We start from the raw sequence: 23422 nt of genomic DNA on the forward strand, positions 1-23422 counted from the left end.
CTAATCCGGCAATTCCAGCTCGCGGGGCAGTTCGAACTTGAGGCTGCGGCTTTTGCTGCGGGCGTGCAGCTGGGTCAGAAAATCGTCGAGGTCGGCTTTGTATTCGAGCCAGAGGTCTTCGTGCAGGTTCTTCTGCACCAGTTGGGTGGTGCGGCCCGCCAGCCGGGCCGTGGCCGTAAAAAAACCCGCGTAGGGGCTCTCGAACTGGCCGGTGTAGTTCTCGAAAATGTGGCGCAGCGCGTACAGGTTCAGGTCGATTTCCAGGCGCTTGTCCTTGGTGATGCGGCGGGCGCGGGCCACCTCCTTCACCGTTTTGCCTAAGGCTTTGGTGAGGCTGCGGTTAAGTAGCCGCCCGGTGGCGCCCACGGCAAACAGCTCGTGTATCTGGTCCGACGCCTGCTCGTACACCGTGGCCGCATCCACGTCGGGCAACAGCTCGAAGCAGAGCGTGTCGTAAAGCTCGGCGTCGCGCCGGGCCGCCCGCAGCAACAGGGCTTCCTTTTCCTTCTCGGAAAGCTGTTTAAGGGCGCGCTTAAAATCGGCGGACGGAACGGGCATTTGGAGAATGAAAAATTAAAAAGGAGGAATTAAGAATTGCCGCTGCTGACATAGGAGTTCTTGAATCCGGGTGCGGGAGCCCATGAGGCTCTTTTACGGACCCTGGAAACGAATAGCCGGGCTGCGCTGTTATACCCGGCTGCCAGGGGCGTAGCAGCCAGCTTTCTGGCCGGTATTTCGTATTTTTGCGTCATGAACAGCAACCCACAAATCGAGTACGACGAGGACGTTCTGCTCTTGGAAGAAACAACCGATGTACGCGACCTTATCGTGTACAACGACGACCACAATACGTTCGACCACGTCATCAAAACCCTCATCGACGTGTGCGGCCACCAGCCCGAGCAGGCCGAGCAGTGCACGCTGCTCATCCACTACAAAGGCCAGTGCACCGTCAAGCACGGCAGCTTCGACGAGCTGTCGGGCCTATGCACCGCCATCCACGACCGTGGTATCTCGGCCGACGTTTTATAATCTGAGCTGTTAGCTGACAGCTTTTAGCTAATAACTCTCTGTGGGAGTGGAGCGCGAAAAAGGCTAACAGCTTTCAGTTAATAGTTAACGAAATGGAGTTTCCTTCCAAGCTAATTGAAAACGCCGTCGGAGAGCTCTCGAAGCTGCCGGGGGTAGGTAAGAAAACGGCCCTGCGGCTGGCGTTACATCTGCTGAAGGCCGAAACCGACACCACTGCCACGCTGGCCGAGGCGCTGGCTAAAATGCGCTTCGAAATTCGCTACTGCGACACCTGCCACAATATTTCTGACACGGCGGAGTGCGGTATCTGCGCCAACCACCTGCGCGACCAGGGTACAGTGTGCGTGGTGTCGGACATCCGCGACGTTATTGCCATCGAAAATACGGCCCAATACCAAGGCATGTACCACGTGCTGGGCGGTGTCATTTCGCCCATTGAAGGCATCGGCCCCGGCGACCTGACCATCGACTCGCTGCTGGAGCGCGTCACGCGCGAGGGCTCCGAAATCCGGGAAGTCATTCTGGCCATCAGCCCTACCATGGAAGGCGATACCACGGCCTTTTACCTCTCACGCAAGCTGCGCGACCAGCCCGAGCTGCACGTCAGCAGCATTGCCCGCGGCATTCCGATGGGCGGCGAGTTGGAGTACGCCGACGAAATCACCTTGGGCCGTAGTATCGTCGATAGGCAGCGCCAGGCGTTGTAGTCGGATGAGCAAAAAGGGCTGGAGCTTCGCGCTACAACCCTTCTGCGTAACTTTCGCGGCCCCAACCACCGCCGACGCTCTGCCCCGTGCCGCCCGAAGAAGTTGCCCTGTCCGTTATCATCGTCAATTACAACGTTTGCTACTTTCTGGAGCAGGCGCTGCTATCGGTGCGGCGGGCGGGCGAGAAGCTGGGCCGGCCGCTGGAGGTGTTCGTGGTCGATAACAACTCGGTCGACGGCTCGGTGGCCATGGTGCGGGCCCGGTTTCCGGAGGTCATTCTCATCGCCAACCAGGACAATCCCGGTTTCTCGAAGGGCAACAACCAGGCCCTGCGCGTAGCTAAGGGCCAATATGTGCTGCTGCTCAACCCCGATACAGTGGTGGAGGAAGACACCTTCCGGCTGTGCTGCGAGTTCATGGACGCGCACCCACGCTGCGGGGGGATGGGCGTTAAAATGCTGGATGGGCAGGGTAAGTTTCTGCCCGAGAGCAAGCGCGGCCTGCCCACGCCGGCCGTGGCTTTTTACAAGATATTCGGGCTGGCGCGACTGTTCCCCCGGTCGCGGCGCTTCGGGCGTTATCATTTGGGCTTCCTCAGCCCCAACGAAACCCACGAAATAGAAGTGCTCAGCGGCGCCTTTATGCTGATGCGGAGCGCCGCACTGGCCGAGGTGGGCTTGCTGGACGAGGACTACTTCATGTACGGCGAGGACATCGACCTCTCGTACCGGCTCACGCAGGGCGGCTGGCAGAACTTCTACTATCCCGGCACCCGCATCATCCACTACAAGGGCGAAAGCACCAAGCGCACGAGCGTCAACTATGTGTTCGTGTTTTACCGGGCGATGGTCATTTTCGCCCGCAAGCACTTCGCCCCTGAACGGGCGGGCCTGTTTTCGGTGCTGATAAACGCGGCCATCTGGCTGCGGGCGGGCGCGGCAGTGGCTCAGCGGCTGCTGCTGCGGACCGCTCCCGTGTTGCTCGATGCCGGCCTGATTTACGCGGGCATGTATGTGCTCAAAAACTACTGGGAGCTCAACCACAAATACGTGCGCGAGCCTTATCCCGAGCAGTATATGCTGGTGGCGGTGCCCGCCTACATTGCCGTGTGGCTGGGCTCGGCCTACCTCAGCGGGGGCTACGACCGGCCGTTCCGGGCCGGGCGGCTGGTGCGCGGCATTGTGGTGGGTACGCTGCTGATTTCGGCCCTGAGCAACTTTCTGGATGCCTGGCGCTTCTCGAAGGCCCTGATTCTGCTGGGTGGCGGCTGGGCCGTGGCGGCGCTGCTGCTGCGCCGGGCGACGGGCAATTTTGTGCGCTATCGTCGTTTTGGGCTGAGCGAAAGTCAGCAGCGCAATGTGGGTATCGTGGGTTCGGCAGAGGAAAGCCACCGGGTGCGCCAGCTGCTGGAGCAGGCCGCCGTGCCCGCCCGCATCATCGGCTACGTAGAGCCGACTGCGCCGCTGGCCAACGTCGCTGAAGTTGCCGCGCCGCCGCCCGATGATTTGCTGGGCGAGGTGCGGCAGCTGGAAGATATTATCCGCATTTATGGGCTTGATGAACTGGTTTTCTGCGGCCGCGACCTGCCCGCCAGCCAGATTATCGGGCTGATGGCCGGCTTGCCCCGGCATCCGCCGGTGGCCTTTAAAATCCTGCCCCCCGGCAGCCAGTACATCATCGGCAGCTCGGGCAAAGATTCGCCCGGCGACTACTACGCCCTCGACATCACGCTCAACCTGTTTCGCCCCGAGCAGGTGCGCAATAAGCGCCTGCTCGATATTATGAGCAGCCTGTTGCTGCTGGTGTTGAGTCCGGTACTCATGTGGTTTGCGCAGCACAAAGCCGGTTTTCTGCGCAACTGCCTGCGGGTGCTGGCCGGCTCGCGCACCTGGGTGGGCCTGCGCCACGCCACCGCGCCGCAAACTGCCACCCGCGCCATCCTCTCGCCCGCCGACGCCGTTGCTGCTGCCAGCGCCCCGCTCCCTGATGCCACCCGCCGCCGCCTCGAGCTGCTTTATGCCAAAGACTACCACCCCGCCCTCGACTGGCGCGTGCTGGCCCAGTGCCTACGCCAGCTGGGCCGGGAGGAGTAGGGGATAGGGTAGCACATGATACTGAGCATATGGCGAATTAAGCCAGGGTCGGAGCGCAGTCGGAGCACAACGTTTTTCACTCTTCGCGCTTCGCTATTCACTAACATTATACCTTTGCCTTCCATCCAACCCACCCCTCGCATGCCCGCTTCTGCTGCTCCCGACCGCGCCCCACTTGTTCTTTCCGACCGCATCAACGCCATGCAGGAGTCGCAAACCATTGCCATGGCTAAAAAGGCCCGGGCGCTGGCGGCCGAGGGTGTCGATGTGATTAGCCTGAGTTTTGGGGAGCCCGATTTCCAGACGCCACAGTATATCAAGGACGCCGCGAAAAAGGCGCTGGACGAGGGCTACACCTTTTACACGCCCGTACCCGGTTACCCGGAGCTGCGCCAGGCCATCTGCGACAAATTTCGGCGCGACAACCAGTTGGACTACCTGCCCGAGAACATTGTGGTAAGTACCGGGGCCAAGCAGGCGCTGGCCAATGCTGTGCTGAGCCTGGTGAACCCCGGCGATGAGGTGCTGGTGTTTTCGCCTTACTGGGTGAGCTACGAGGAGATGGTGCGGCTGGCTGAGGGCGTGAGTATTCCGCTGACCGGAACCCTGGAAAACGACTACAAAGTGACTGCCGCGCAGGTGGAAGCCGCCATTACGCCCCGCACCCGGCTCATCATGTATTCCTCGCCCTGCAACCCTACCGGGGCCGTTTTCAGCCGCGACGAACTGGCCGCGCTGGCCGCCGTAGTGGCCCGGCATCCCCACATCCACGTGCTGGCCGACGAGATTTACGAGTACATCAACTTTGTGGGCGAGCATGTGAGCCTGGCCCAGTTCGCGGAGGTGAAGGACCAGGTAATTACTATCAACGGATTCTCGAAGGGCTATGCCATGACCGGCTGGCGGGTGGGCTACCTGGCTGCCCGGCGCGAAATTGCTGCCGCCTGCGAGAAAATCCAGAGTCAGATTACCTCCGGCACCTGCTCGATTGCCCAGCGCGCCAGCATTGCGGCCCTGGAGGGCGGCCGCGCCTCGGCCGACGAAATGGTGGCCGCCTACCGCCGCCGCCGCGACTTGGTGCTGGAGCTGGTGAAGGATATTCCCGGTTTCCGCACCAACGTGCCCAGCGGTGCCTTCTACCTGTTCCCCGACGTTAGCGGCGTTTTCGGGCGCACCACGGCCACCGGCGAAACTATAGCCACGGCCGCCGACCTGGCCCTGTACCTGCTCAACGACGCCCACGTAGCCGCCGTTGATGGGGCCGCTTTCGGCGCGCCCGACTGCCTGCGCTTCAGCACCGCCGCCGCCGACAACAAGCTCCGCGAGGCCTTCGAGCGGATCAGGGTGTCGTTGGCCAAGCTGAAATAAGCCTAGCGCTTCGCTTCGCTGTTCTTCGGTTCGCGCTACAGCTTACCTTTGCGGCCTCTTACCAGATTATCCCTTTGATGCCCGTTACTGCCCCGCCGCCTGCTTCGCTGCCCGACCTGTTTGCCGCTTTCAACCAGCTAACCGTGCTCATTGTGGGCGACGTGATGCTCGACGCCTACGTGTGGGGCCGCTCGGTGCGCCTCTCGCCCGAAGCCCCGGTGCCGGTGGTAAACGTGAGCCGCACCGAGCAGCGCCTGGGCGGGGCCGCCAACGTGGCCCTGAACGTACAGGCGCTGGGCGCCACGCCGCTACTGTGCGCCGTGATTGGGGAGGATGCGGGCGGCGACCAGCTGCTGGAGCGGCTGGCAATAAATGGGCTATCGGCCGCAGGAATCGTGCGCTCGGGCGCCCGGCCCACTACGGTTAAGCAGCGCATCCTGGCCCAGGGCCAGCAGTTGCTGCGCATCGACTCGGAAGTGGAAACCGACCTCGACGCCACCGAAAACGCGGCCCTCACGGCCCGTTTTGCCGAATTGCTGGCGCAAGCCGACGTGGTGATTTTTGAGGACTACGATAAGGGCGTGCTCACCGAGGACAATATTCGCCATTTTATTGGCCTGGCCCGCGAGCGGGGCGTGCCTACAGTAGTCGACCCCAAGAAGAAGAACTTTCTGGCCTACCAGCACTGCACCCTGTTCAAGCCCAACCTGAAGGAGCTGCGCGAGGGCCTGAAACTTGAATTTGGTGACCCCGGTACCGACCGTCCGGGTTTTGAGGCGGCCGTGGCCCGGCTGCGCGAACTGTTGGAGCCCGACACGGTGCTCGTTACGCTGTCGGAGCACGGGGTGTTTGCCCAGCACGCCGGGCAGAAAACCTATCTGCCGGCCCACCTGCGCACCATCTCCGACGTATCGGGCGCCGGCGACACAGTTATCAGCATTGCCGCGCTGTGCGTGGCCCTGCGCCTGCCGGTTCCGGCCACGGCCGCGCTGGCCAACCTGGGCGGCGGCCTCGTCTGCGAGCAGGTGGGCGTGGTGCCTATTGAGAAGAAGGAACTGCTGGCCGAAGCATTGGTGGAGCTGGATTGGTAGGTAGGAGCGAGGACAAAAAAAACGTCATTCTGAGCGAAGCCGGAAGCGTAGTCGAAGCATCGCGCGTGCCACAGTAAGCCTGTTGTCAGGAGTTAGCACTGCACGCGAGATTCTTCGATTATGGCTGCGCCTTCGCTCAGAATGACGTTCTTTTTGTCTTCCGGCTTGTTTCTCTAGCCCCGCATACCAGCACTATACTCCTTCACCGTTTCGATGAAAACCTTCACGTTGTCGGGGTTGGTGTCGGGGTAAACGCCGTGGCCGAGGTTGGCGATGTGGCGCTGGGGCCCAAACCGGTCGAGCATGGCCTTGGTGGCGGCCTGCACTTGGGCGGGGGTCCCGTAGAGGGCGCAGGGGTCGAGGTTGCCCTGCAGGGTTTTGTCGCCTACCAGCGGGCGCACGGTGCGCGGGTCCTGGTTCCAGTCGAGGCCGATGGTGCGGCAGGGCAGGGCGGCAAAGTCCTCGATGGCCCAGAAGGCCCCTTTGGCAAACACCGTAACTGGCACGTTGGGCAGCGCGGCGCAGATTTCAGCAATGTAGCGTTGGCTGAACTCGGCATAATGCGCGGGTGGCAGGATGCCGGCCCAGGAATCGAACACCTGAATGAGGTTGGCGCCGGCCGTTACCTGCGCCTGCAGGTAAGCAATGGTAGTGGCCGTGATTTTGCGCAGCAGCTCGTGGGCCAGTTCGGGGTCTTGGTATAGCATCCGGCGGGCCTTGCTGAAGGTTTTCGAGCCGTGGCCCTCCACCATATAGGCCAAGATGGTCCAAGGCGCGCCAGCAAAGCCGATGAGCGGCACCCGCCCGTTGAGCGCGCGCTTGGTGACGCGCAGCGCCTCGAGCACGTAGCCCAGGTGCTCTTCGGGGTTGGCAATGCGCATGCGGGCCACGTCGGCGGCCGTCTTTATGGTTTCGGGGAACAGCGGGCCCTTGGCCTCCACCATCTCGTAGGTCAGGCCCATGGCTTCGGGTACCACCAGAATATCGGAGAAGATGATGGCCGCGTCCACGTCGAGCGCATCGACGGGCTGGATGGTGACTTCGGCCGCCAGCTCGGGCGTTTCCACCAGCTCCTTAAAGCCGCTGAGCCGCCCGCGCAAAGCACGGTACTGGGGCAGAATGCGACCCGCCTGGCGCATAAGCCACACGGGAGTACGTTCGGTTTCTTCGCCGCGGGCGGCGCGCAGGAGTAGGTCGTTTTTAAGCACTTTTTGGAGCTGTTAGCTGAGAGCTATTAGCTGATAGCTCTCGTTTAATAAATTCAGCAAGCGGCCATTCCACCCGAAAGCTATCAGCTACTAGCTCTCAGCTAACGGCTCAAAATCAATTGACAAACAACGCCTTAATGGCCGTCATGATGAAATTTACGCCGATGGCCAGCGTGATGAAGCCCATGATGCGGGCCAGTGCGGCCAGACCCGGACGGCCCAGGAAGCGCGTCAGGCGCAGCGACGACATGAGGATGATGTAGGCCGCGAGTGCCACCAGCACGAAGCCGGCGAAAATCAGTCCCATATCGAAATACGTGAGCTTTTTGGTGTACAGGCTGATGCACACGGCAATGGCGCCGGGGCCCGAAAGCATGGGCATGGCCAGGGGCGTGAAGCTGATGTCGTCCTTCTCGCGGCTGGCTTCGATGGTTTCCTGCGACACCTTGCTGCGGTTGCCGCCGGGCGTGAGCAAATCGAAGGCCGAGCGCATGAGCAAAATACCGCCCGCGATGCGCAGGTGATGGATATTGATTCCGAAGAAGTTGAGCACGTACTGGCCCGCAAAAAACGACACCGATAGTACGCCTAGCACCGACAAGCAGGCCTTCAGGCCGATGTTGGCCCGCTCGGCGGCCGTGTCGCTTTCGGTTAGGGAGAGAAAAACCGGCATGGCCCCGAACGGATTGACCACCGACAGGAGGGTAGTGAATGTGGCGAGCAGAATATCCATAAGGGCAGGCAGGGTACGGCCGGTAAAGGTACGAGGCTTTGTGGCACGAACACGGGGAAAATCCTACTTTTAGCGAAAACAACTCCCTCGCGGTGGGTGCGTAAAGCCCGACTGCAGCCGTAGCCCGTACCCCAGGGTCGGCCAGAGGCTTCCTTTCTTACCCCAATTCCTGACCCAGTGCCCCAATTCGACGACTTTACTTGGCATATGCTGGCACAGGGCCTCGTGCTGCTGCTGGCTGCCGCCGCCCTGATTGCCACCCTGCTGCCGCTACTGCGCCAGACGGTGTGGTGGATTCGTATTTTTGATTTTCCGCGCCTGCAGATTGTGGCCGCGCTGGTATTGGTGCTGGTGGCGGGTGGGCTGCTGGGCTGGCACCAGCCTAACGGGGGCGCCTACTGGCTGCCGGCGCTGCTGGCGAGCGTGGCACTGGCGACCGGCTACCAGGCGTTCCGCATTTTGCCCTACACGCCGCTGGCTGGTAAACATGTGGGCGATAGTACCCGCACCGACGGCCAGGGCCACTTGAGCCTGGTGATGATGAACGTGCTACAGTACAACAAGCAGAGCGACCGGGCCCTGCAGGTGCTGCAAGCGGCCGATGCTGATGTCATTATGGCGGTGGAAACCGACGAGTGGTGGCATCAGCAGCTGAAGCCCATGGAGAAAACCCATCCCTACACCTGCCACGAGCCGCTCGATAACACCTACGGGCTGCTGTTTTTCTCGCGCCTCCCGCTCGACGGTTGCGAAATTAAATACCTGATGGACGACGATGTGCCCAGCGTGCACACCAAAGTGCAGCTGCCCGACGGCCGCACCTGGGTGCGCGTGTACGGGCTGCACCCCAAGCCCCCGGCGCCCGCCGAGTCGGAAACCAGCACCCGCCGTGACGCCGAGCTGCTGCTGGTGGGCCGCGAGCTGGAAAAGCGCGACGAGCCCACCATTGTGTTCGGCGACATGAACGATGTGGCTTGGTCGCACACCTCCGAGCTGTTCCGGCGCATTAGTGGCCTGCTCGACCCGCGGGTGGGACGCGGGCTGCTGCCTACCTTCCACGCCGAATACCGGCTGTTGCGCTGGCCCCTCGACCACGTATTCGTTTCGCCCCACTTCAAGGTGGATGAGATGGCGCGGCTGCCCTACGTCGGTTCCGACCACTTTCCCATCTACATCAAGCTCAGCTTCGAGCCCCAGGACAAGGCTGAGCAGGAGGAAAACCTCGAAGAGTCGGATGCGGCTGATGAGCAGGAGGCGGTGGAGAAAATCCAGGAGGGTCACCAGGAAGAACGGGAAGAAGAGGCGCAGGAAGCTGCGCAGGGCAAGCAGTAGTTTCCGAGGGTAGAAGCCTGTCGTGTACCTTTGCCCCATGCCCTCCGAGCAAGCCACCGACGATATTCTGCACGTGCTGCGCCAAACCTGGGGCCATACCCGGTTTCGGCCATTGCAGGAAGACATCATCCGGGCGGTGCTGGCCGGGCACGATGCGCTGGCGCTACTGCCCACCGGCGGCGGCAAAAGCATCTGTTTCCAAGTGCCCGCGCTGGCCCGGCCGGGGCTCTGCCTGGTGGTGTCGCCGCTGATTGCGCTGATGAAGGACCAGGTGGAAAACCTGCGCCAGCGGGGCGTGAAGGCCGAAGCCGTGTACGCCGGCATGAGCCACCAGGAAATCGACCAGACCCTCGATAACTGCGTGTACGGGCCGGTGAAGTTCCTGTACGTGAGCCCCGAACGGCTGCTGACCGACATGTTTCGGGTCCGGGTGGCTAAAATGAAAGTGAGTTTGCTGGCCATCGATGAGGCGCATTGCGTGTCGCAATGGGGCTACGATTTCCGGCCGCCTTACCTGCGCATTGCCGAGCTGCGCGTGCTGCTGCCGGGTGTGCCCTGCATCGCCCTCACGGCCACCGCCACCGAGCAGGTGCGCGAGGATATTGTGGAGAAGCTGGTTTTTGGCAAAACCCACCGCGTGTTTCAGCAGAGCTTCGCCCGGCCCAACCTTTCTTACTCGGTGCTCGAAACCGAGGACAAGTTCCGGCGCATGCTGGAGGTGGTGCGCGGAGTGGGAGCCGATAAAACGAGCATCGTATACGCCCGCACCCGCCGCCAAACCGAGGATGCCGCCGCCTACCTGCAGCAGCAACGCCTGTCGGCCGCCGCCTACCACGCCGGCCTGCCCTCCGACCAGCGCACCCGCGTGCAACAGGACTGGATGCAGAACAAAACCCGCTGCATCGTGGCCACCAACGCCTTCGGTATGGGCATCGATAAGGCCGACGTGCGCTTGGTGGTGCATCTGGAGGCCCCCGACAATCTGGAGGCCTATTACCAAGAGGCGGGCCGCGCCGGCCGCGACGAGAAATATGCCTTCGCCGTGCTGCTCAGCGGCCCCGCTGATGCCGATGAGCTGCGCCGCCGCACCCGCCTCAGCTACCCGCCCCTCGATACCGTGCGCCGCGTGTATCAGGCGCTGGCCAACTCCTCGCGCACAGCAGTGGGCGGCGGCGAGCTGGTGGCGTTTGATTTCGACTTGCAGCAGTTTGCCGAAACCTACCGCATCAAGGCCCTTGATGCTCACAATAGCCTGCGCACGCTGGCCCGCGAGGGGTTTGTGCAGTTGAACGAGGCCGTGAGCAACCCCGCCCGGGTTCATATCCCCATCGACCACACCGACCTTTACCGCTTCCAGGTGGCCAACGTGCAGCACGACCAGCTCATCAAGAGCCTGCTGCGCCTGCACGGCGGCGAGCTGTTTGCCGGTTTCCAGCGGATTTCGGAGAACAGTCTGGCTCAATACCTGCGCTTGAGCGTGGTGGAGCTGCGCAAGATGCTGCTGTTTCTGCACCGCTCGGGCATCATCCAGTTCCAGCCCCGCCACGAGTCGCCCCAGGCCCTGTTCACCACCCCGCGCCACGACGCCGATAAGCTGCCCCTCGACCAGAAGCGCCTGACCAAGCAGCGCGACCTAGCCACCCACAAAACCGATTCAGTTATTCGCTACGCCGCCGGGGGCCGCTGCCGCCAGCAGCTACTACTGGCGTATTTCGGCGAGCTGGATGCGCCCGCCTGCGGGGTTTGCGACTTCTGCCTGGCCCGCAAAAAGGCTCGTCAGGAAGCCACCCCGCTGCCCGAGCTGCGCGCCCAGCTGCTGGCGCTGGTGCAGGCCACCCCCCAGACGCCCCGCGAGGTGCTCACCCATTATGCCCCCGGCCAGGCCTCTGCCATCACTGCCCTGCTACGCGACTTGGTAGAGTTGGGGGAGTTGCGCTACGCCCCCGATGGGCGGCTGAGTAAGTAGGAGGAGGGTTATTTGGAGCTTATTATTTCAATTCTGAAAAATAAGCTCCAGCACCGCTCAAGATCGAGCCCGCCTAGGTTCTTACCTTCGCTGCCGATGAAACTCCCAACTTCCTCTGACAACTTTGCCAGCCGCCCCATCGGCGTATTCGACAGCGGTATTGGCGGCCTGACTGTCGCGCGGGCCGTATCCCGGGTGCTGCCCCACGAGCGGCTGGTGTACTTCGGCGACACAGCCCACTTGCCCTACGGCGATAAAAGTACGGCCGCCATCCAGGCCTACGCCGTGAAAATTTGCGACTTGCTGCTGCGTCAGCAGTGCAAAGTTATCCTCATTGCCTGCAACTCGGCCTCGGCTGCGGCCTACGAATTGGTGCGCGAATACGTAGGTTCCAAGGCGCAGGTACTCAACGTTATCGATCCTATTGTGGCGCACATCGGGCAGCATTACGCCGGCCGTGTAGTGGGGTTGATTGGCACCAAGCAAACGGTGAACAGCAACGTATATAAGAAGAAGGTAGACGACCTCGACGCGGGCGTGGACCTGCGCAGCCTGGCTACCCCGCTGCTGGCCCCCATGATAGAGGAAGGTTTTTTCAACGACACCATTGCCGGTAACGTCATCGAAACCTACCTCTCCAACCCCGCGCTGGAAGGGGTTGAGGCGCTGGTGCTGGCCTGCACGCACTACCCCCTCATCAAGGAGCAGATTGCCGCGTACTACCAGGGCCGTACCGAAGTGCTCGACGCCTCCGATGTGGTGGCCCAGCATGTGCGGCAGTACCTGGAAAGCCGGCAGCTACTGGCCCCTGCTGGCGCCGTTCCGCCCCGCCACCACTTCTACGTCTCCGATTTCACCCGCTCATTCGAAGAAAGCACTCGTATTTTCTTCGGCCAGGAAGTGAATCTAGAGCATTATCCGCTCTGGGAGTAGGAATATATGGCACAACGCCGAGGGGAAAACAAAATTAGTTATATTCATATACTAAATACTTACATTTAGGCACCGAAGGGGCTGGCCAACCGGTCCGACCTTTCCGTTTGTTGCTCTCACGCTCCAGCGGTGCTATGATGAATCTGCTTGATTTCTGGCGAAAAAAAGGCTGGTGGCTACTCTCCGGCCTGCTACTGTTCGCTCCGGCCGCCCTGGCCCAAGGCGTGCGGCAGCCTCCGGCCCGCGTGAAGCAGCAGGGTAGCGCTGCCCCGACCCAAGCACCTATCAACGAGAATAAGGCAAATCCGCTTACCCCCAAACAGCTGGAAGAAGCCCTGCGGCTACTGCTGCAAGTCACCGCCGACTCGACCAGTACCGAGAGAATACAGCGCGGATTTGAAATAGACGGACTTGTCGTCGACCAGACCATCAGCAAGCTGGGGCGCGACTTTTATAGTCTGTTTTTCAATACTTTCGAGGCCCCGGCCGGCTCAGGCGACTACGTGGTAACTATCACCGAGAAACCCGCCCGGGGCACCAGCATCCTCGTTACGGTAGCCGTTAACAACACCGATTTGCTCGAAATGCCACTCCAGCCAAATCAAGACTATATTGAAGCAGCGGCCAATGAGGCAATTGGTGCTGTCACCCAGCACCTCATTGAAAATAATATATTGGGCAACGAGTTGGAACAAGGCAACAGTCAGCCCCTGGAAGTCTATTGATTTTGTTCTGCCCACCCTGCTTCAACCCTGCTTTCGCTCCTAAATCGCTCTGCCATGAAATACCTGTACTGTTCCGTTTGCGCCCTGCTACTGGCGCTGATTTCCGCACCCGCTGCCACCGCGCAGGATTTCATTTACGAGCCCATCAATCCTAATTTCGGGGGTAATACGTTCAACTATTCGTCCCTGCTGAGCGCAGCCACCGCCCAGGATACCTTTAAGGACCCCGACGCCACCCAGGCCAGGCCCGTTGAGGATCCACTTGCGAATTTCGCTGCCAACCTCAACCGCCAGATTTTGAGTCAGCTGACTGACCGCTTCATCAGCGACCAGTTTGGCCGGGGCACGGTGCGGGCCGGCAACTACTCGGTAGGCGGCTACCAGATTCAGGTGACGCCCGGCTCCAATGGGGTCGTCATCGTTATTGCCGACCCTTCCACCGGCAACCAGACCACCGTCACGATTCCCAATCTGCCTTAGCCGGCTGGTATAGTGCCGGCGGCGTACCCAATGCGGGGGCTGCCGTCCGCATCGGGTACGTCCGCGTGTTTCTTCCCTTCCTGTCTCTCTAACGATAGTCGTTGTCTCGCTCTATGAACACTGCTACTGCTCGTGCTTATACCTACACGCTGTGCTTGCTGGCCGGAGTACTACTGGCCGCCTGCAGCCCATACTTTCACCAGCCCTTCAGCCCCGAGCGGGCCCGGCTGGGGTCTGAGGTGAACGGCAATGCCGAGATGCGTAATCTGCCGGCGCCCAAGTCCCGCACGGTAGTAGCTGTGTATAAGTTCCGCGACCAGACCGGCCAGTACAAGCCGCAAACCAACGGCTCCAGCTTCTCGACAGCTATTACCCAGGGCACGACCACTATTTTGCTGCGGGCCCTCGAAGAATCCGGGTGGTTCGACCCTATTGAGCGCGAAAACCTGGGCAACCTGCTCAATGAGCGCAAAATTATCCGCTCTACCCGGGCCGAGTTTACCGAGCAGACGGGTGTGAAGCAGCCCGTACTGCCGCCCCTGCTGTTCGCGGGCGTGATGCTGGAGGGCGGCATTATTTCCTACGATGCCAACATGCTCACTGGTGGAGCCGGCTTACGCTACTTCGGCACCGGTGCCTCAGGCCAATACCGCCAAGACCGCGTAACGGTGTATCTGCGGGCCATCAGCACCAGCAACGGCCGCATCCTGCGTACCGTGTACACTTCCAAAACCATCCTGTCGCAGCAGATTCAGGGTAGTCTGTTCCGCTTTGTCAGCTTCAAGCGCCTCATGGAAGCCGAAACGGGCTTCACTTACAACGAGCCCAGTGAAATGGCCGTCAAGGAAGCCATCGAAAAAGCTGTGCAGGCCCTCATCTATGAAGGTATTCAGGATCGGCTCTGGCTACCCAAAGATTCGGTTGAGGCTACCGGCCCTAAAATGCTGCAGTACGTAAGCGAGCGGGAATACGGCAAGTACTACGATGTACTGGGCCGGCAGGTGCTCACTCGCAAAAAAGGCCTGCTGGCTACCGTCTCGGGCGGTGGCCAGCGCTACGCCGGCGACTTTGCCTCGCCCCGTACCACTGCCATTACCCAACTGCAGGTTGCATATCAGCCCCCCGGCGGCTTTCTTAACCCCTACGTAGCTGTTGGGCAAAGCCGGCTGGCGGCCCGCCAATTCTTCGACCAGAAATTCTACTTCACCGAAGCCGGCGTGATGATGCGTGTGTTACCAACCGACCGCTTTACTCCCTACCTGCAACTGGGTGGTGGCGTAACTACCAGTGGCAGCAGCCTGTCCACGGTGGGGGCGTCTGGTCGGTTTACACCGCACGTTTCAGCCGGGGCTGGCCTGGAATACCAACTTAGCTTACACTGGAGTCTGTTTGGAGGAGTAGATAGTCGCCTGTTTCTGCGCGACGACATCGACGGTGCCGACGTCGGGCGCTACAACGATAACACGATCGGAGGCCGTATTGGCATTACTTATCAGTTGAGCGCCCGCAGCAAAAAGCCCGCAGTAAAATAGCGAGAGCCGCTGTACACTTGATCAGCAGAATAAGCTCATAAGTAGTTTAAAATAGACTGAGGGGATAACGCATACACATAGTAGCATAAGGCCACTGAACAGAACCTAGACATGCCCGCGCCCCCCAATAGCACCACTTATATGGATGCTATTGGGGGGCGCGGGCATGTCCACTCTTTTTGTCTCAGGTGGCCATGCGTATCATTAATATCTCCTAGCTTTTTTAACAATACTCTAAGATAGATAACTTATAATGACCAGTACGATGAAAATTTTAGATCAAGCATCTGATTGTTAGAGTATTGTTCGCAAAACTTGCTTTTTTAGCTCCTCCTGAAAGGGTGCTGATTTATACCTAAAAAATATAATTAAAAAAATATTTAGTTGAACTTAATTTGCATAGTGCTGATAATGAGGAAGATACAGTAGGTCACAAACGTATTTCGCTTAGATTTATGATATTAACGTTTAAAAATATAATAAAAAAATGATAGCGTATGGTTGATTATTAATTATTCTCATTTATATTTGTCTCAATCAAAGGGCAAGGATAATCGAAAGAAGGAATAGTTTCTTTTGAGCAGCTGCCCACCTACTGAAAATTTTCCCCTCATTTTTCACCCTTTTTTCCCCCATTACCATGAAAAAAGTACAACTCCTAGCCGCTGCTGCCGTTCTGTTCGCCAGCTCCGCTTACGCCCAGTCGGGTACCCGCGAAACCTTCCGCGCAATTAATGCCTGCATCGGTTGCGAGCCTGCCGCACCTATGACTAGCGCTGCCAGCCAGACCAACCCTAATGGCACGCCTGCTCTGGCCGCTATCGACAACTGCTCGGTAGTAGTACAAGGCGGTTCGGGTCTGAACCGTGGAGACGATAACCGGGCAGTAGTTGACCAGTCGGGTACCGGCAACCGCGCCGCACTCTACCAGCGTGAAGGCGACCGTAACTACGGCCTGCAGGTACAAACCGGTGCTTCCAACCAGGCCCAGGCCGTCGTGTGGGGCGACCGTAACACTACGCTCCAGCTCCAGCGCGGCGACCGGAACAAGGCCGGCATCAACGTCGACCAGATCGATGGACAAGCAGTGCTCCGCCCTGTGGCGAACGGCAACAGAAACTGGGCTGAGCAGAACCAGGCTGGCAACGACAACAACGCTGACATCAAAACCTACGGCAACGACAACTATGCTTCGCAGAACCAAGTTGGCAACCGTAACAGCGGCAGCATCTTCCAGCGTGTAAACGGTAGCGCCGCTACTCAGTCGCAGGTTGGTAACGACAACATTGCTGTAACCCAGCAGGGTGGGCTGGCCAACGTAGCTTCCTCCATCAGTGGCCAGCGTAGCTGCATCGAGCAAGGTGGCGACAGCAACCAGGCTCTGGTAATGCAGAACCGTCGCTAGGCCTTCGGGTGTAGCAAAGTAAGCCTACTCAACAGGTAGCAACGGCCGGGTTTCTTTTCTCGCCGGAGAAAAGAGCCCGGCCAATGCCTGTTACTGTTCAGCAGGTAATCTGTCGAACTTTGCTTAACTTCCCATCCTATGAAACAACTCCGTTTTTTCGTATCCGCCGGCCTGTTGGCCGGGCTGCTGAGTTGGGCCAATGTGGCGCAGGCGCAGCAGGAGGGCCTCAGCGAAGCCGGCAGCGCCTCTCAGCGTCTGGTTGAAGATTTTGGCCTTTCGGCCAGCGACGGGCTGTTGAGCCCTTCACTGGCTAATACCAGGAACCTGGCAAAACTGGTGCAGTTGGGTGACTTCAATAAGGCTAGGGCCGAACAAAACAACTCGGGCAACCTAGTTAACCAAGCCTACATTACGCAGGTAGGTTTCTCTAATGAAGCAACTCTTGCCCAGAAGGGTAGTGGCAATACTACTACTATCAACCAGTTTGGGCAGGGCAACCAGGCTACGAGCAAGGTAAATGGTGACAACAATACTACCAAGCTCAACCAGATTGGCAACGATAACCGCCTGGTGCGCGATGTAACGACCAACCAGACGGACTTTAAACTGACGCAGCTAGGAAACAACAACCAGCTCCGGCAAACCGGTACTGAATCGTTGGCTCCTCCGCGTTATGAGGTGGAGATGCGTGGCAACGGTATTCAGCTCTCTATTCAAAATGGCCGCATTGGTCAATAGAACATTTGCTGATTGCCATTTACTGGTCGGCCTTAACGCACAAACACCCGCCCTGCTGAAGTGGCGGGTGTTTGTGCGTTAAGGCCATTGACTAGGTTAATCCAGTAAATAGTCAAACTTGAATAGTACTCCATTTCTGAAAAAAGGTATATTTGACGTTCATAAATAACAAAAAAAGCCATGCATACTATCCTCCTTTTCATGGCGGGCTGGGCTGTTGTGCTTGGCGTAAGCCAAGCCACCCCAAGCCCGCCCTGCCGGGCCTGGCTGCAGGCCACGCCCCGCGGCAATATGCTTGAAATGACCGGCAATTGCAGCAGTCGGGCAAGCGCTCATGGCCGCTACCGCTACGAAATGAGCTTGGAGCGTCAATCCTCCGGCGGGCGCTCTACGAGCAAGCAAGGCGGCGAATTCGAGTTGGCTGCCGGCCAGTCGGTCGTATTGTCCAGCGCGCAGGTAAATATTGATGACCAAACTACCTACATTAGCCACCTGCGCGTTTTTGATGCACACAATGTTTTACTAGCGCAGGACTCGGTGCGCTATGAGCCCGGGAATAAGTAGTTTTAAGCTCCCCATTTCCTAGCGGCCCCAGGTAGCTAATAGGATAGAGGGGGGCTTTTTTTTCATTGCATTATGCTCTCATTCATGCTGCTTCCCATCCGCTTCCGAACGCTGTGGCTGTTACTAGGCTTCTGTACATTGTGGCTCACGGGCTGCGAGGACAATCCGGTCGAGCCCTTGCTATATGGCAAGATAACCGGTACTGTGCGCGACGCCCGTAACAACCAGCCGCTTGCCAACGCCTCCATTACCTCAACGCCCGCCACGTCTTCAGTTGTAACCGATAGCCAGGGCAATTTTGAGTTGACAGGTGTACCTACTGGCCGCCTGACTATTGCAGCTTCCAAAGCAGACTACCGCTCTGTAACGGTAGCCGTAACCGTGGAAAATGAATCTTCGACAGCAGTAGCTATTGTGCTGGAGAAGAATCTGTCAGCCTCCCCGCCTTCTCCGCCTGCGCGGCCCTCTCCAGCTGATCAGGCGACTATACCTGGGCCTAGCGTGCTATTGGAATGGCACCCGGTTGGGGCCAGCCAAGGCGATTCGCTGCGTTATGACGTGGCGCTGTATCAAGGGACCAATGGTACCGCTCGCAACCTGCTCACCAATAGCCGCGATACCACCGTGCAGGCTACCCAGTTGAGCTATAATACCACCTACTTCTGGCAGGTAACAGTGCGTAACGCTAGTGGGAGTTCAGCTCGTTCGCCGGTGTGGAGCTTCCGCACTGGTGCGCAGCCCGACAACCGCTACCTGTTTGTGCGCACTGAAAATGGGAACACTGATATTTATTCCAGCAACGAAACCGGTACCACGCTTACTCGCCTAACTACATCGCCCTTCGTAGAATCCAGTCCCCAACTCAGTCCCAATCGCGACCGGATTGCCTATACCTCTAACGCTACGGGCCAGTTCCAACTCTATACGATGAACCGCGACGGCTCCGATGTACGGCAGATTACTCTACAACCCGTAGACGGCTATTTCAACCAGGGAATCGGCTACAGCTGGTCTCCTGATGGAGGACAGCTTATTTATAGCAGTTATAACAAGCTATACCGCATCAACCGTGACGGCACGGGTTTAATGCTATTGGCTACAGCACCGGCCGAGCGCCATTTCCGCGAGTGCAACTGGACGGGGCAGGGCAACCGCATTGTGGTGCAGACGGTGGGCGTCAGCATCTACGATTCGGAATTCTACCTGCTCAACGCCGACGGCTCGAATTTCACGCAGATTATTGGCAACGTGCCTGGCCGCCTGGATTCTCCTTCGTTTAGCGTCGATGGGCAGCGTATTGTGTACACCCGCGACGTAGATGCGTTCAATGATGGCGCTGGCCGGCAGTTAAACGCGCACATTTTCACGCAGAACCTTGATGGTAGCGGATTAGTCGATGTATCGTCTGGTTCGGGTGGTAGTACTGCTAACTCTACCAAACCTGCTGGCTTCAACGACGTCCTCCCACACTACTCGCCCGATGGGGCCCGGATAATTTTCGTGCAGGTAAACAACGTAGCACAGTCAGTGCCTGAAATTTTTACGGTCGACTTGAGTGGCCGTAGCCGGGTCCGGTTATTTGAAAATGCTACCATGCCCGACTGGAAGTAGCAGCCGGCAAAAAAACAACGCAATAGGGGCAGTCAGCAGCAATGCTGACTGCCCCTATTGCGTTATTGGCTCAGCTACGGGCCTGAACTCCTGAGCCTACATTATAGACTCAGGAGTGTCTGCTGTGGAGAGATATATGAATTGTTATATAATCAGTTATTTGCTTTTACGCAATTATATGGAAAATGCTACCTAGCTTTGCCTCGGACTACAGTGATGAAGGACAAATTGGGGTGCTTGCTATCGTGGTGATAAAAAATATTGCTGCGTGTAAATAGTTGACTGATAGTAAATTGTTATATAATCATACGTAATTGTATTATGTATGTAATATGTGTGAGCAAGTGGATTAAGTGTGTGAATGTTGGGTTGAGTTTGTAGATAAGAGGTATGCCAATATAAAAAATGTATGACAAGAAAGAAGATAAATCATAATCCAAGCTAAATGTAGGCACGTATAATACGCTGTCCACTATTCACTAACAAAAAGTTCTGTTCAAAACTGGCACACTCGTTGCTGTTAGAGCCTCTAACACTGCAACTTGCCTTGAAAACATCTTCCATTTCGTAAACAATCCGCGCACTAGAAAAATGAAAAAGAACTACTTAAGCAGTATTAACCCTAGCCTAGCCGGTCGCTTATGGGCCTTATTGGCTCTGCTCTTGTTTGTCCCATTGCTGGGACAAGCGCAAAACTTGGTAATTACGCCTTCCACTACTTTCTCAGCACCTGATAACTACGGTTCTGTAGCTGTCGGCATGGTGTCATCTCCTGCTAAACAGTACACTATTACAGGTAACAGCCTAGTTGGAAACATCTCTGTTAGCTTTTCTAATGCTCCTTCCTTCGAAGGGTCAGCTGATAATGTGACGTTTGGTCAATTAGTAACACTGCCCACTACAGGCGGTGCTTTGTATGTTCGATTCCGACCTACAGCAGTAGGCACCACAGCCGTGGGCTTTTCTGATGGTCGAATTGTTGTGACAGGTACAAATAGTTCTTTCCAGTCGATTTCGGAAAATATTTTTGTACAAGGTACCGGCACAGTAGGCACTCCTACTATTACCATCAGCACAACATCACTCTCTTTCGGTAGTCAGCAGGTAAATTCGACATCGACGCCGATGAGTGTAACGGTTAACGCTACTTCGTTGACGGCTCCTATTACTGTTACTGCCCCCGCTGGTTTTCAGGTCAGCTACAATGGTGGTGCTTACGCTACTCAAACTAGTATTCCGGCCAGTCCTAATGGAGGGGTCAGCAATGCTATTGTAGATGTGGTTTTTGTTCCGACCGCGGCGCTGAATTATGTGGGCGACATTACATTTACCAGTGAAGACGCCACTACCCGTAATACAGGTGTTTCGGGCGTAGGCACCTTACCGCCTGCTACACTGTCAGCAGCCCCAACGCCGCTGAATTTTGCTACGCTACAGGCAGGCCAGGTGTCTGCTCCACAAGAATTTGTGGTTACAGGGCGAAATACTACCTCTAATGTTATAGTAACTGCTCCAAATGGCTTTGTTATCCGTTTGGGTACAAGTGGTAATTTTGTGCAGAGCGTTACGCTTACCCCCACCAACAACCAAGTTGACGCCACTCTACAGGCACGTTTCGCTCCGGCTTCTGCAGGTAATTATAACTCTACTATTACGGTTGTTACTACTGGCAACGGTGGAGCAAGCACAGGTGTTGCTGTTACGGGTCAGGCTACGGCAGCCCCCAACGGCCCATTCATCGTAGTTAGCCCTACTACCCTGGACTTCCAGACGGTTACAGGAAGCGGCTCGGCCCAGGTTTTGGCCTTCTCGATTAATGCCGGCAACTTGGCGGCTCCGCTGGTTCTAACTGGCTCCAACAACAATATCGTCTTCCGCGACGCTTCGGCAGGTGGTGATTTTGTGAACGGACCTATTATTATTAATCCGGTCGATGGAACCGTGTCGTTGCGAGAAATCCAGGTGAAGCTGGTAGCTCCTGTTGCCAGTGGTAGTTTCGCTGGTACTATTACGGCTTCCAGCTTAGGCGCTGCAGATAAGGTTGTTACCATTACAGCTAACAGCCTCGGCGGTAACTCCACCATCAATGTCGATGGCGTATTGGCACAGTTCTCTACTGTACCTGGTGTGGCTTCTGATGTGCAATCGTACTTTGTAACCGGCACTAATCTGTTGCAGGGACTTCTGATTGCTGCTCCACAGTACTTCCAGGTTTCGCTCGATCCCAACTTTGCGGGTGTCACCGGTACCGGCAACTCATTTACCATACCGCTAACCAGCGGCGGTGATGTGGCCAGAACAGCGGTTTACGTGCGTTTCCTGCCTCCATCGGCTCTTAGCACCACGTCGGTTATCATCAATTCCAGCAATCCTGCTACCTCTCAGGCAGTGCAGGCCAACGGCACCAGTGAACCCAGCATCCAGATTGAGAATCCCTTTGTGGAGGTTCGTAACGTGGTACTCAATACCAAATCTGGTTCGCAGGCGCTAACAATTAATGCTAAGCGGGTATTGCAGCCTATCACTATCACGAAACTGCTGTCGTCTAATCCACTCAACGTTAGCAACTCCCAGCAGTTTGAGCTGTCGTTGGACAATGTGTTGTTTGGTAGCAGTGTAACGCTGACGCCTAATTCGTCGACCTATTTGGTTAACCAGCCGATTTACGTGCGTTATGCCCCAACCTACTTGGGCACTGGCCAATCGACGCTGCAATTCCAAAGCAACGACTTCGCTAACACGACAACCCAAGCCATCGGGGTGAATGACCTGCTTTCAGGCCGCTCGATTGATACTGAGCCTACGCTGCGTAGCACTGCCAACGTGGTAAGAGACAACGATAAGGTGACAGTTACATTCAACCTGCCTCCTAACTATGCGGCTTTGGGTTACGGAGAAGGCCGGCTGATTGTAGCCAGCGAAGCGCCGACCCTGCCGCCCACCATCCGACCTGTGGATGGTACACCCTACACGACGGGTAACCAAAAGTACGGAGAAGGTCCGACGATTGCCCCTGGCTTCTTCGTAGTGTATTCGGGTGCTAATAGCACAGTTGTTATTGATGGGTTTAACCCAGCGGTTACGTATTACTTCTACACGTTTGAATACAACAACATTCAGAACGACCTGAACATTGCGGTTCCTGGTGCCGAGAATTACCTTTCGCCGCCAGTACCAAGCGAGATTCCCGGCATCATAGCCCCTGGTAACCCACCACTGCCTGTAACGCTGGTTTCGTTCTCGGCCAAGGTGAGTGGTTCGCAGGTAGCTATCCGTTGGGAAACTGCTTCAGAACTCAACAATAAGCAGTTTACGGTAGAGCGTAGCCGCGACAGCCGTACGTTCGAAACCATCCTCACGCGTGCTGGTCAGGGTACTACCAACGCTACCACCGTGTACAACGAAGTAGACCGCCAGCCGCTGAATGGCGTGTCATACTACCGCCTCAAGCAGGTGGATCTGGATGGCAAAACTAGCTACAGCAACATTGTTTCGGTAAGCTTGCTTAAAGCTGGTGAGGTAGTTATGTACCCTAACCCGGTCGCTAATGTGCTCACTATCACAATGAATGGTGGTACAGAAGGCGTATCGGCAACTATCACCGACCTGTCGGGTCGTACGGTACAGACTCAGCAGTTGCGCGCTGACGGCAAGCTGGATATGGGCAACCTGAAGGTTGGTACCTACTTGGTAACAGTTGGCAAAGGCAACACGAAGGTGACTCGCCGCGTTGTGAAGCTATAAACCCAGGGTTAGCTGTTAAGTAAATCAAAAAGAGCGCCTCCCATTGTGGGAGGCGCTCTTTTTGGTTTAAAACACAAATATTTTGCAATTTATATAATAATAAGATTAAAAATTAGTATAATTAACAAACGAGTATGGTAGTTGGCGTCACGTGTTTATC

19 protein-coding genes are annotated in these 23422 nt (G+C 57.4%); 16 read left to right on the plus strand and 3 right to left on the minus strand.

All coding sequences use genetic code 11. The features are described from left to right. A complete protein-coding gene (locus BLW21_RS00145; protein ID WP_092736651.1) occupies positions 1-558 on the minus strand; it encodes a hypothetical protein in 558 nt (185 codons plus the stop codon). A gap of 192 nt (positions 559-750) precedes the next feature. Between BLW21_RS00145 and BLW21_RS00150 the strand changes: the two genes are divergently transcribed. The 5 genes from BLW21_RS00150 (at position 751) to BLW21_RS00170 (ending at position 6291) form a co-directional block, all read left to right on the plus strand. Next, complete coding sequence (locus BLW21_RS00150; RefSeq protein ID WP_092736653.1) at positions 751-1032, plus strand: ATP-dependent Clp protease adaptor ClpS; 282 nt, start codon at positions 751-753, stop codon at positions 1030-1032. A gap of 92 nt (positions 1033-1124) precedes the next feature. Continuing rightward, positions 1125-1739 (plus strand): recombination mediator RecR, encoded by a 615-nt coding sequence (gene recR, locus BLW21_RS00155; RefSeq protein ID WP_092736655.1) that lies wholly within the window; start codon positions 1125-1127, stop codon positions 1737-1739. 86 nt (positions 1740-1825) lie between these two features. Continuing rightward, a complete protein-coding gene (locus BLW21_RS00160; RefSeq protein WP_092736657.1) occupies positions 1826-3832 on the plus strand; it encodes a glycosyltransferase family 2 protein in 2007 nt (668 codons plus the stop codon). A 141-nt stretch (positions 3833-3973) separates the two neighbouring features. Then, positions 3974-5200, plus strand: a complete 1227-nt coding sequence (locus tag BLW21_RS00165; RefSeq protein ID WP_092736659.1) for a pyridoxal phosphate-dependent aminotransferase — start codon at positions 3974-3976, stop codon at positions 5198-5200. A gap of 77 nt (positions 5201-5277) precedes the next feature. Then, positions 5278-6291 carry a bifunctional heptose 7-phosphate kinase/heptose 1-phosphate adenyltransferase gene (locus BLW21_RS00170; RefSeq protein WP_092736661.1) on the plus strand — a complete coding sequence of 338 codons (1014 nt, stop codon included), beginning with the start codon at positions 5278-5280 and terminating at the stop codon, positions 6289-6291. A gap of 173 nt (positions 6292-6464) precedes the next feature. On the opposite strand, the gene hemE is transcribed toward BLW21_RS00170, so the two are convergent. Further along, positions 6465-7499: a uroporphyrinogen decarboxylase gene (gene hemE, locus BLW21_RS00175; RefSeq protein ID WP_092736663.1), complete on the minus strand. Its 1035-nt coding sequence runs from the start codon at positions 7497-7499 to the stop codon at positions 6465-6467. A gap of 115 nt (positions 7500-7614) precedes the next feature. Next, complete coding sequence (locus tag BLW21_RS00180; RefSeq protein ID WP_092736665.1) at positions 7615-8232, minus strand: MarC family protein; 618 nt, start codon at positions 8230-8232, stop codon at positions 7615-7617. Positions 8233-8409: 177 nt separating this feature from the next. Here BLW21_RS00180 and BLW21_RS00185 point away from each other — a divergent pair, with 177 nt between their 5' ends. The 11 genes from BLW21_RS00185 (at position 8410) to BLW21_RS00235 (ending at position 23262) form a co-directional block, all read left to right on the plus strand. Next, positions 8410-9564 carry an endonuclease/exonuclease/phosphatase family protein gene (locus tag BLW21_RS00185; protein WP_175470800.1) on the plus strand — a complete coding sequence of 385 codons (1155 nt, stop codon included), beginning with the start codon at positions 8410-8412 and terminating at the stop codon, positions 9562-9564. A gap of 37 nt (positions 9565-9601) precedes the next feature. Then, the gene (locus tag BLW21_RS00190) at positions 9602-11530 is read left to right on the plus strand and encodes a RecQ family ATP-dependent DNA helicase (protein WP_092736669.1); all 1929 of its coding nucleotides are present in this window, start codon (positions 9602-9604) and stop codon (positions 11528-11530) included. Between the two features lie 96 nt (positions 11531-11626). Beyond that, positions 11627-12463, plus strand: a complete 837-nt coding sequence (gene murI, locus BLW21_RS00195) for a glutamate racemase (protein WP_092736671.1) — start codon at positions 11627-11629, stop codon at positions 12461-12463. 134 nt (positions 12464-12597) lie between these two features. After that, positions 12598-13188, plus strand: a complete 591-nt coding sequence (locus BLW21_RS00200) for a CsgE family curli-type amyloid fiber assembly protein (RefSeq protein ID WP_092736673.1) — start codon at positions 12598-12600, stop codon at positions 13186-13188. Positions 13189-13242: 54 nt separating this feature from the next. Then, positions 13243-13668, plus strand: coding sequence for a curli production assembly/transport component CsgF (locus BLW21_RS00205; protein ID WP_092736675.1), 426 nt, complete (start codon positions 13243-13245; stop codon positions 13666-13668). Positions 13669-13781: 113 nt separating this feature from the next. After that, positions 13782-15200 carry a CsgG/HfaB family protein gene (locus BLW21_RS00210; protein WP_092736677.1) on the plus strand — a complete coding sequence of 473 codons (1419 nt, stop codon included), beginning with the start codon at positions 13782-13784 and terminating at the stop codon, positions 15198-15200. Positions 15201-15840: 640 nt separating this feature from the next. Next, the gene (locus tag BLW21_RS00215) at positions 15841-16605 is read left to right on the plus strand and encodes a hypothetical protein (RefSeq protein ID WP_092736679.1); all 765 of its coding nucleotides are present in this window, start codon (positions 15841-15843) and stop codon (positions 16603-16605) included. 138 nt (positions 16606-16743) lie between these two features. Further along, positions 16744-17343, plus strand: a complete 600-nt coding sequence (locus BLW21_RS00220; protein WP_092736681.1) for a hypothetical protein — start codon at positions 16744-16746, stop codon at positions 17341-17343. Positions 17344-17523: 180 nt separating this feature from the next. Then, positions 17524-17907, plus strand: a complete 384-nt coding sequence (csgH, locus tag BLW21_RS00225; protein WP_092736683.1) for a curli-like amyloid fiber formation chaperone CsgH — start codon at positions 17524-17526, stop codon at positions 17905-17907. Between the two features lie 84 nt (positions 17908-17991). Then, on the plus strand, positions 17992-19518 hold the full coding sequence (locus BLW21_RS00230) for a carboxypeptidase-like regulatory domain-containing protein (protein WP_175470801.1): 1527 nt from the start codon (positions 17992-17994) through the stop codon (positions 19516-19518). 591 nt (positions 19519-20109) lie between these two features. Beyond that, entirely contained in the window at positions 20110-23262 is a 3153-nt protein-coding gene (locus tag BLW21_RS00235; protein ID WP_092736687.1) for a T9SS type A sorting domain-containing protein, read from the plus strand. The last annotated feature ends 160 nt before the right edge of the window (positions 23263-23422 follow it).

The sequence above is a fragment of the Hymenobacter psychrophilus genome, from assembly GCF_900107135.1.
Lineage (GTDB): Bacteria > Bacteroidota > Bacteroidia > Cytophagales > Hymenobacteraceae > Hymenobacter > Hymenobacter psychrophilus.

What these genes read in the sequence shown, in the direction of transcription:
- BLW21_RS00200 (WP_092736673.1), top strand. Translation starts at nt 12,598, where the DNA reads ATGATGAATCTGCTTGATTTCTGGCGAAAAAAAGGCTGGTGGCTACTC.
- BLW21_RS00235 (WP_092736687.1), top strand. Translation starts at nt 20,110, where the DNA reads ATGAAAAAGAACTACTTAAGCAGTATTAACCCTAGCCTAGCCGGTCGC.
- BLW21_RS00210 (WP_092736677.1), top strand. Translation starts at nt 13,782, where the DNA reads ATGAACACTGCTACTGCTCGTGCTTATACCTACACGCTGTGCTTGCTG.
- BLW21_RS00180 (WP_092736665.1), bottom strand. Translation starts at nt 8,232, where the DNA reads ATGGATATTCTGCTCGCCACATTCACTACCCTCCTGTCGGTGGTCAAT.
- BLW21_RS00205 (WP_092736675.1), top strand. Translation starts at nt 13,243, where the DNA reads ATGAAATACCTGTACTGTTCCGTTTGCGCCCTGCTACTGGCGCTGATT.
- BLW21_RS00150 (WP_092736653.1), top strand. Translation starts at nt 751, where the DNA reads ATGAACAGCAACCCACAAATCGAGTACGACGAGGACGTTCTGCTCTTG.
- murI (WP_092736671.1), top strand. Translation starts at nt 11,627, where the DNA reads ATGAAACTCCCAACTTCCTCTGACAACTTTGCCAGCCGCCCCATCGGC.
- BLW21_RS00165 (WP_092736659.1), top strand. Translation starts at nt 3,974, where the DNA reads ATGCCCGCTTCTGCTGCTCCCGACCGCGCCCCACTTGTTCTTTCCGAC.
- BLW21_RS00230 (WP_175470801.1), top strand. Translation starts at nt 17,992, where the DNA reads ATGCTGCTTCCCATCCGCTTCCGAACGCTGTGGCTGTTACTAGGCTTC.
- BLW21_RS00215 (WP_092736679.1), top strand. Translation starts at nt 15,841, where the DNA reads ATGAAAAAAGTACAACTCCTAGCCGCTGCTGCCGTTCTGTTCGCCAGC.
- BLW21_RS00170 (WP_092736661.1), top strand. Translation starts at nt 5,278, where the DNA reads ATGCCCGTTACTGCCCCGCCGCCTGCTTCGCTGCCCGACCTGTTTGCC.
- BLW21_RS00220 (WP_092736681.1), top strand. Translation starts at nt 16,744, where the DNA reads ATGAAACAACTCCGTTTTTTCGTATCCGCCGGCCTGTTGGCCGGGCTG.
- BLW21_RS00190 (WP_092736669.1), top strand. Translation starts at nt 9,602, where the DNA reads ATGCCCTCCGAGCAAGCCACCGACGATATTCTGCACGTGCTGCGCCAA.
- csgH (WP_092736683.1), top strand. Translation starts at nt 17,524, where the DNA reads ATGCATACTATCCTCCTTTTCATGGCGGGCTGGGCTGTTGTGCTTGGC.
- recR (WP_092736655.1), top strand. Translation starts at nt 1,125, where the DNA reads ATGGAGTTTCCTTCCAAGCTAATTGAAAACGCCGTCGGAGAGCTCTCG.
- BLW21_RS00145 (WP_092736651.1), bottom strand. Translation starts at nt 558, where the DNA reads ATGCCCGTTCCGTCCGCCGATTTTAAGCGCGCCCTTAAACAGCTTTCC.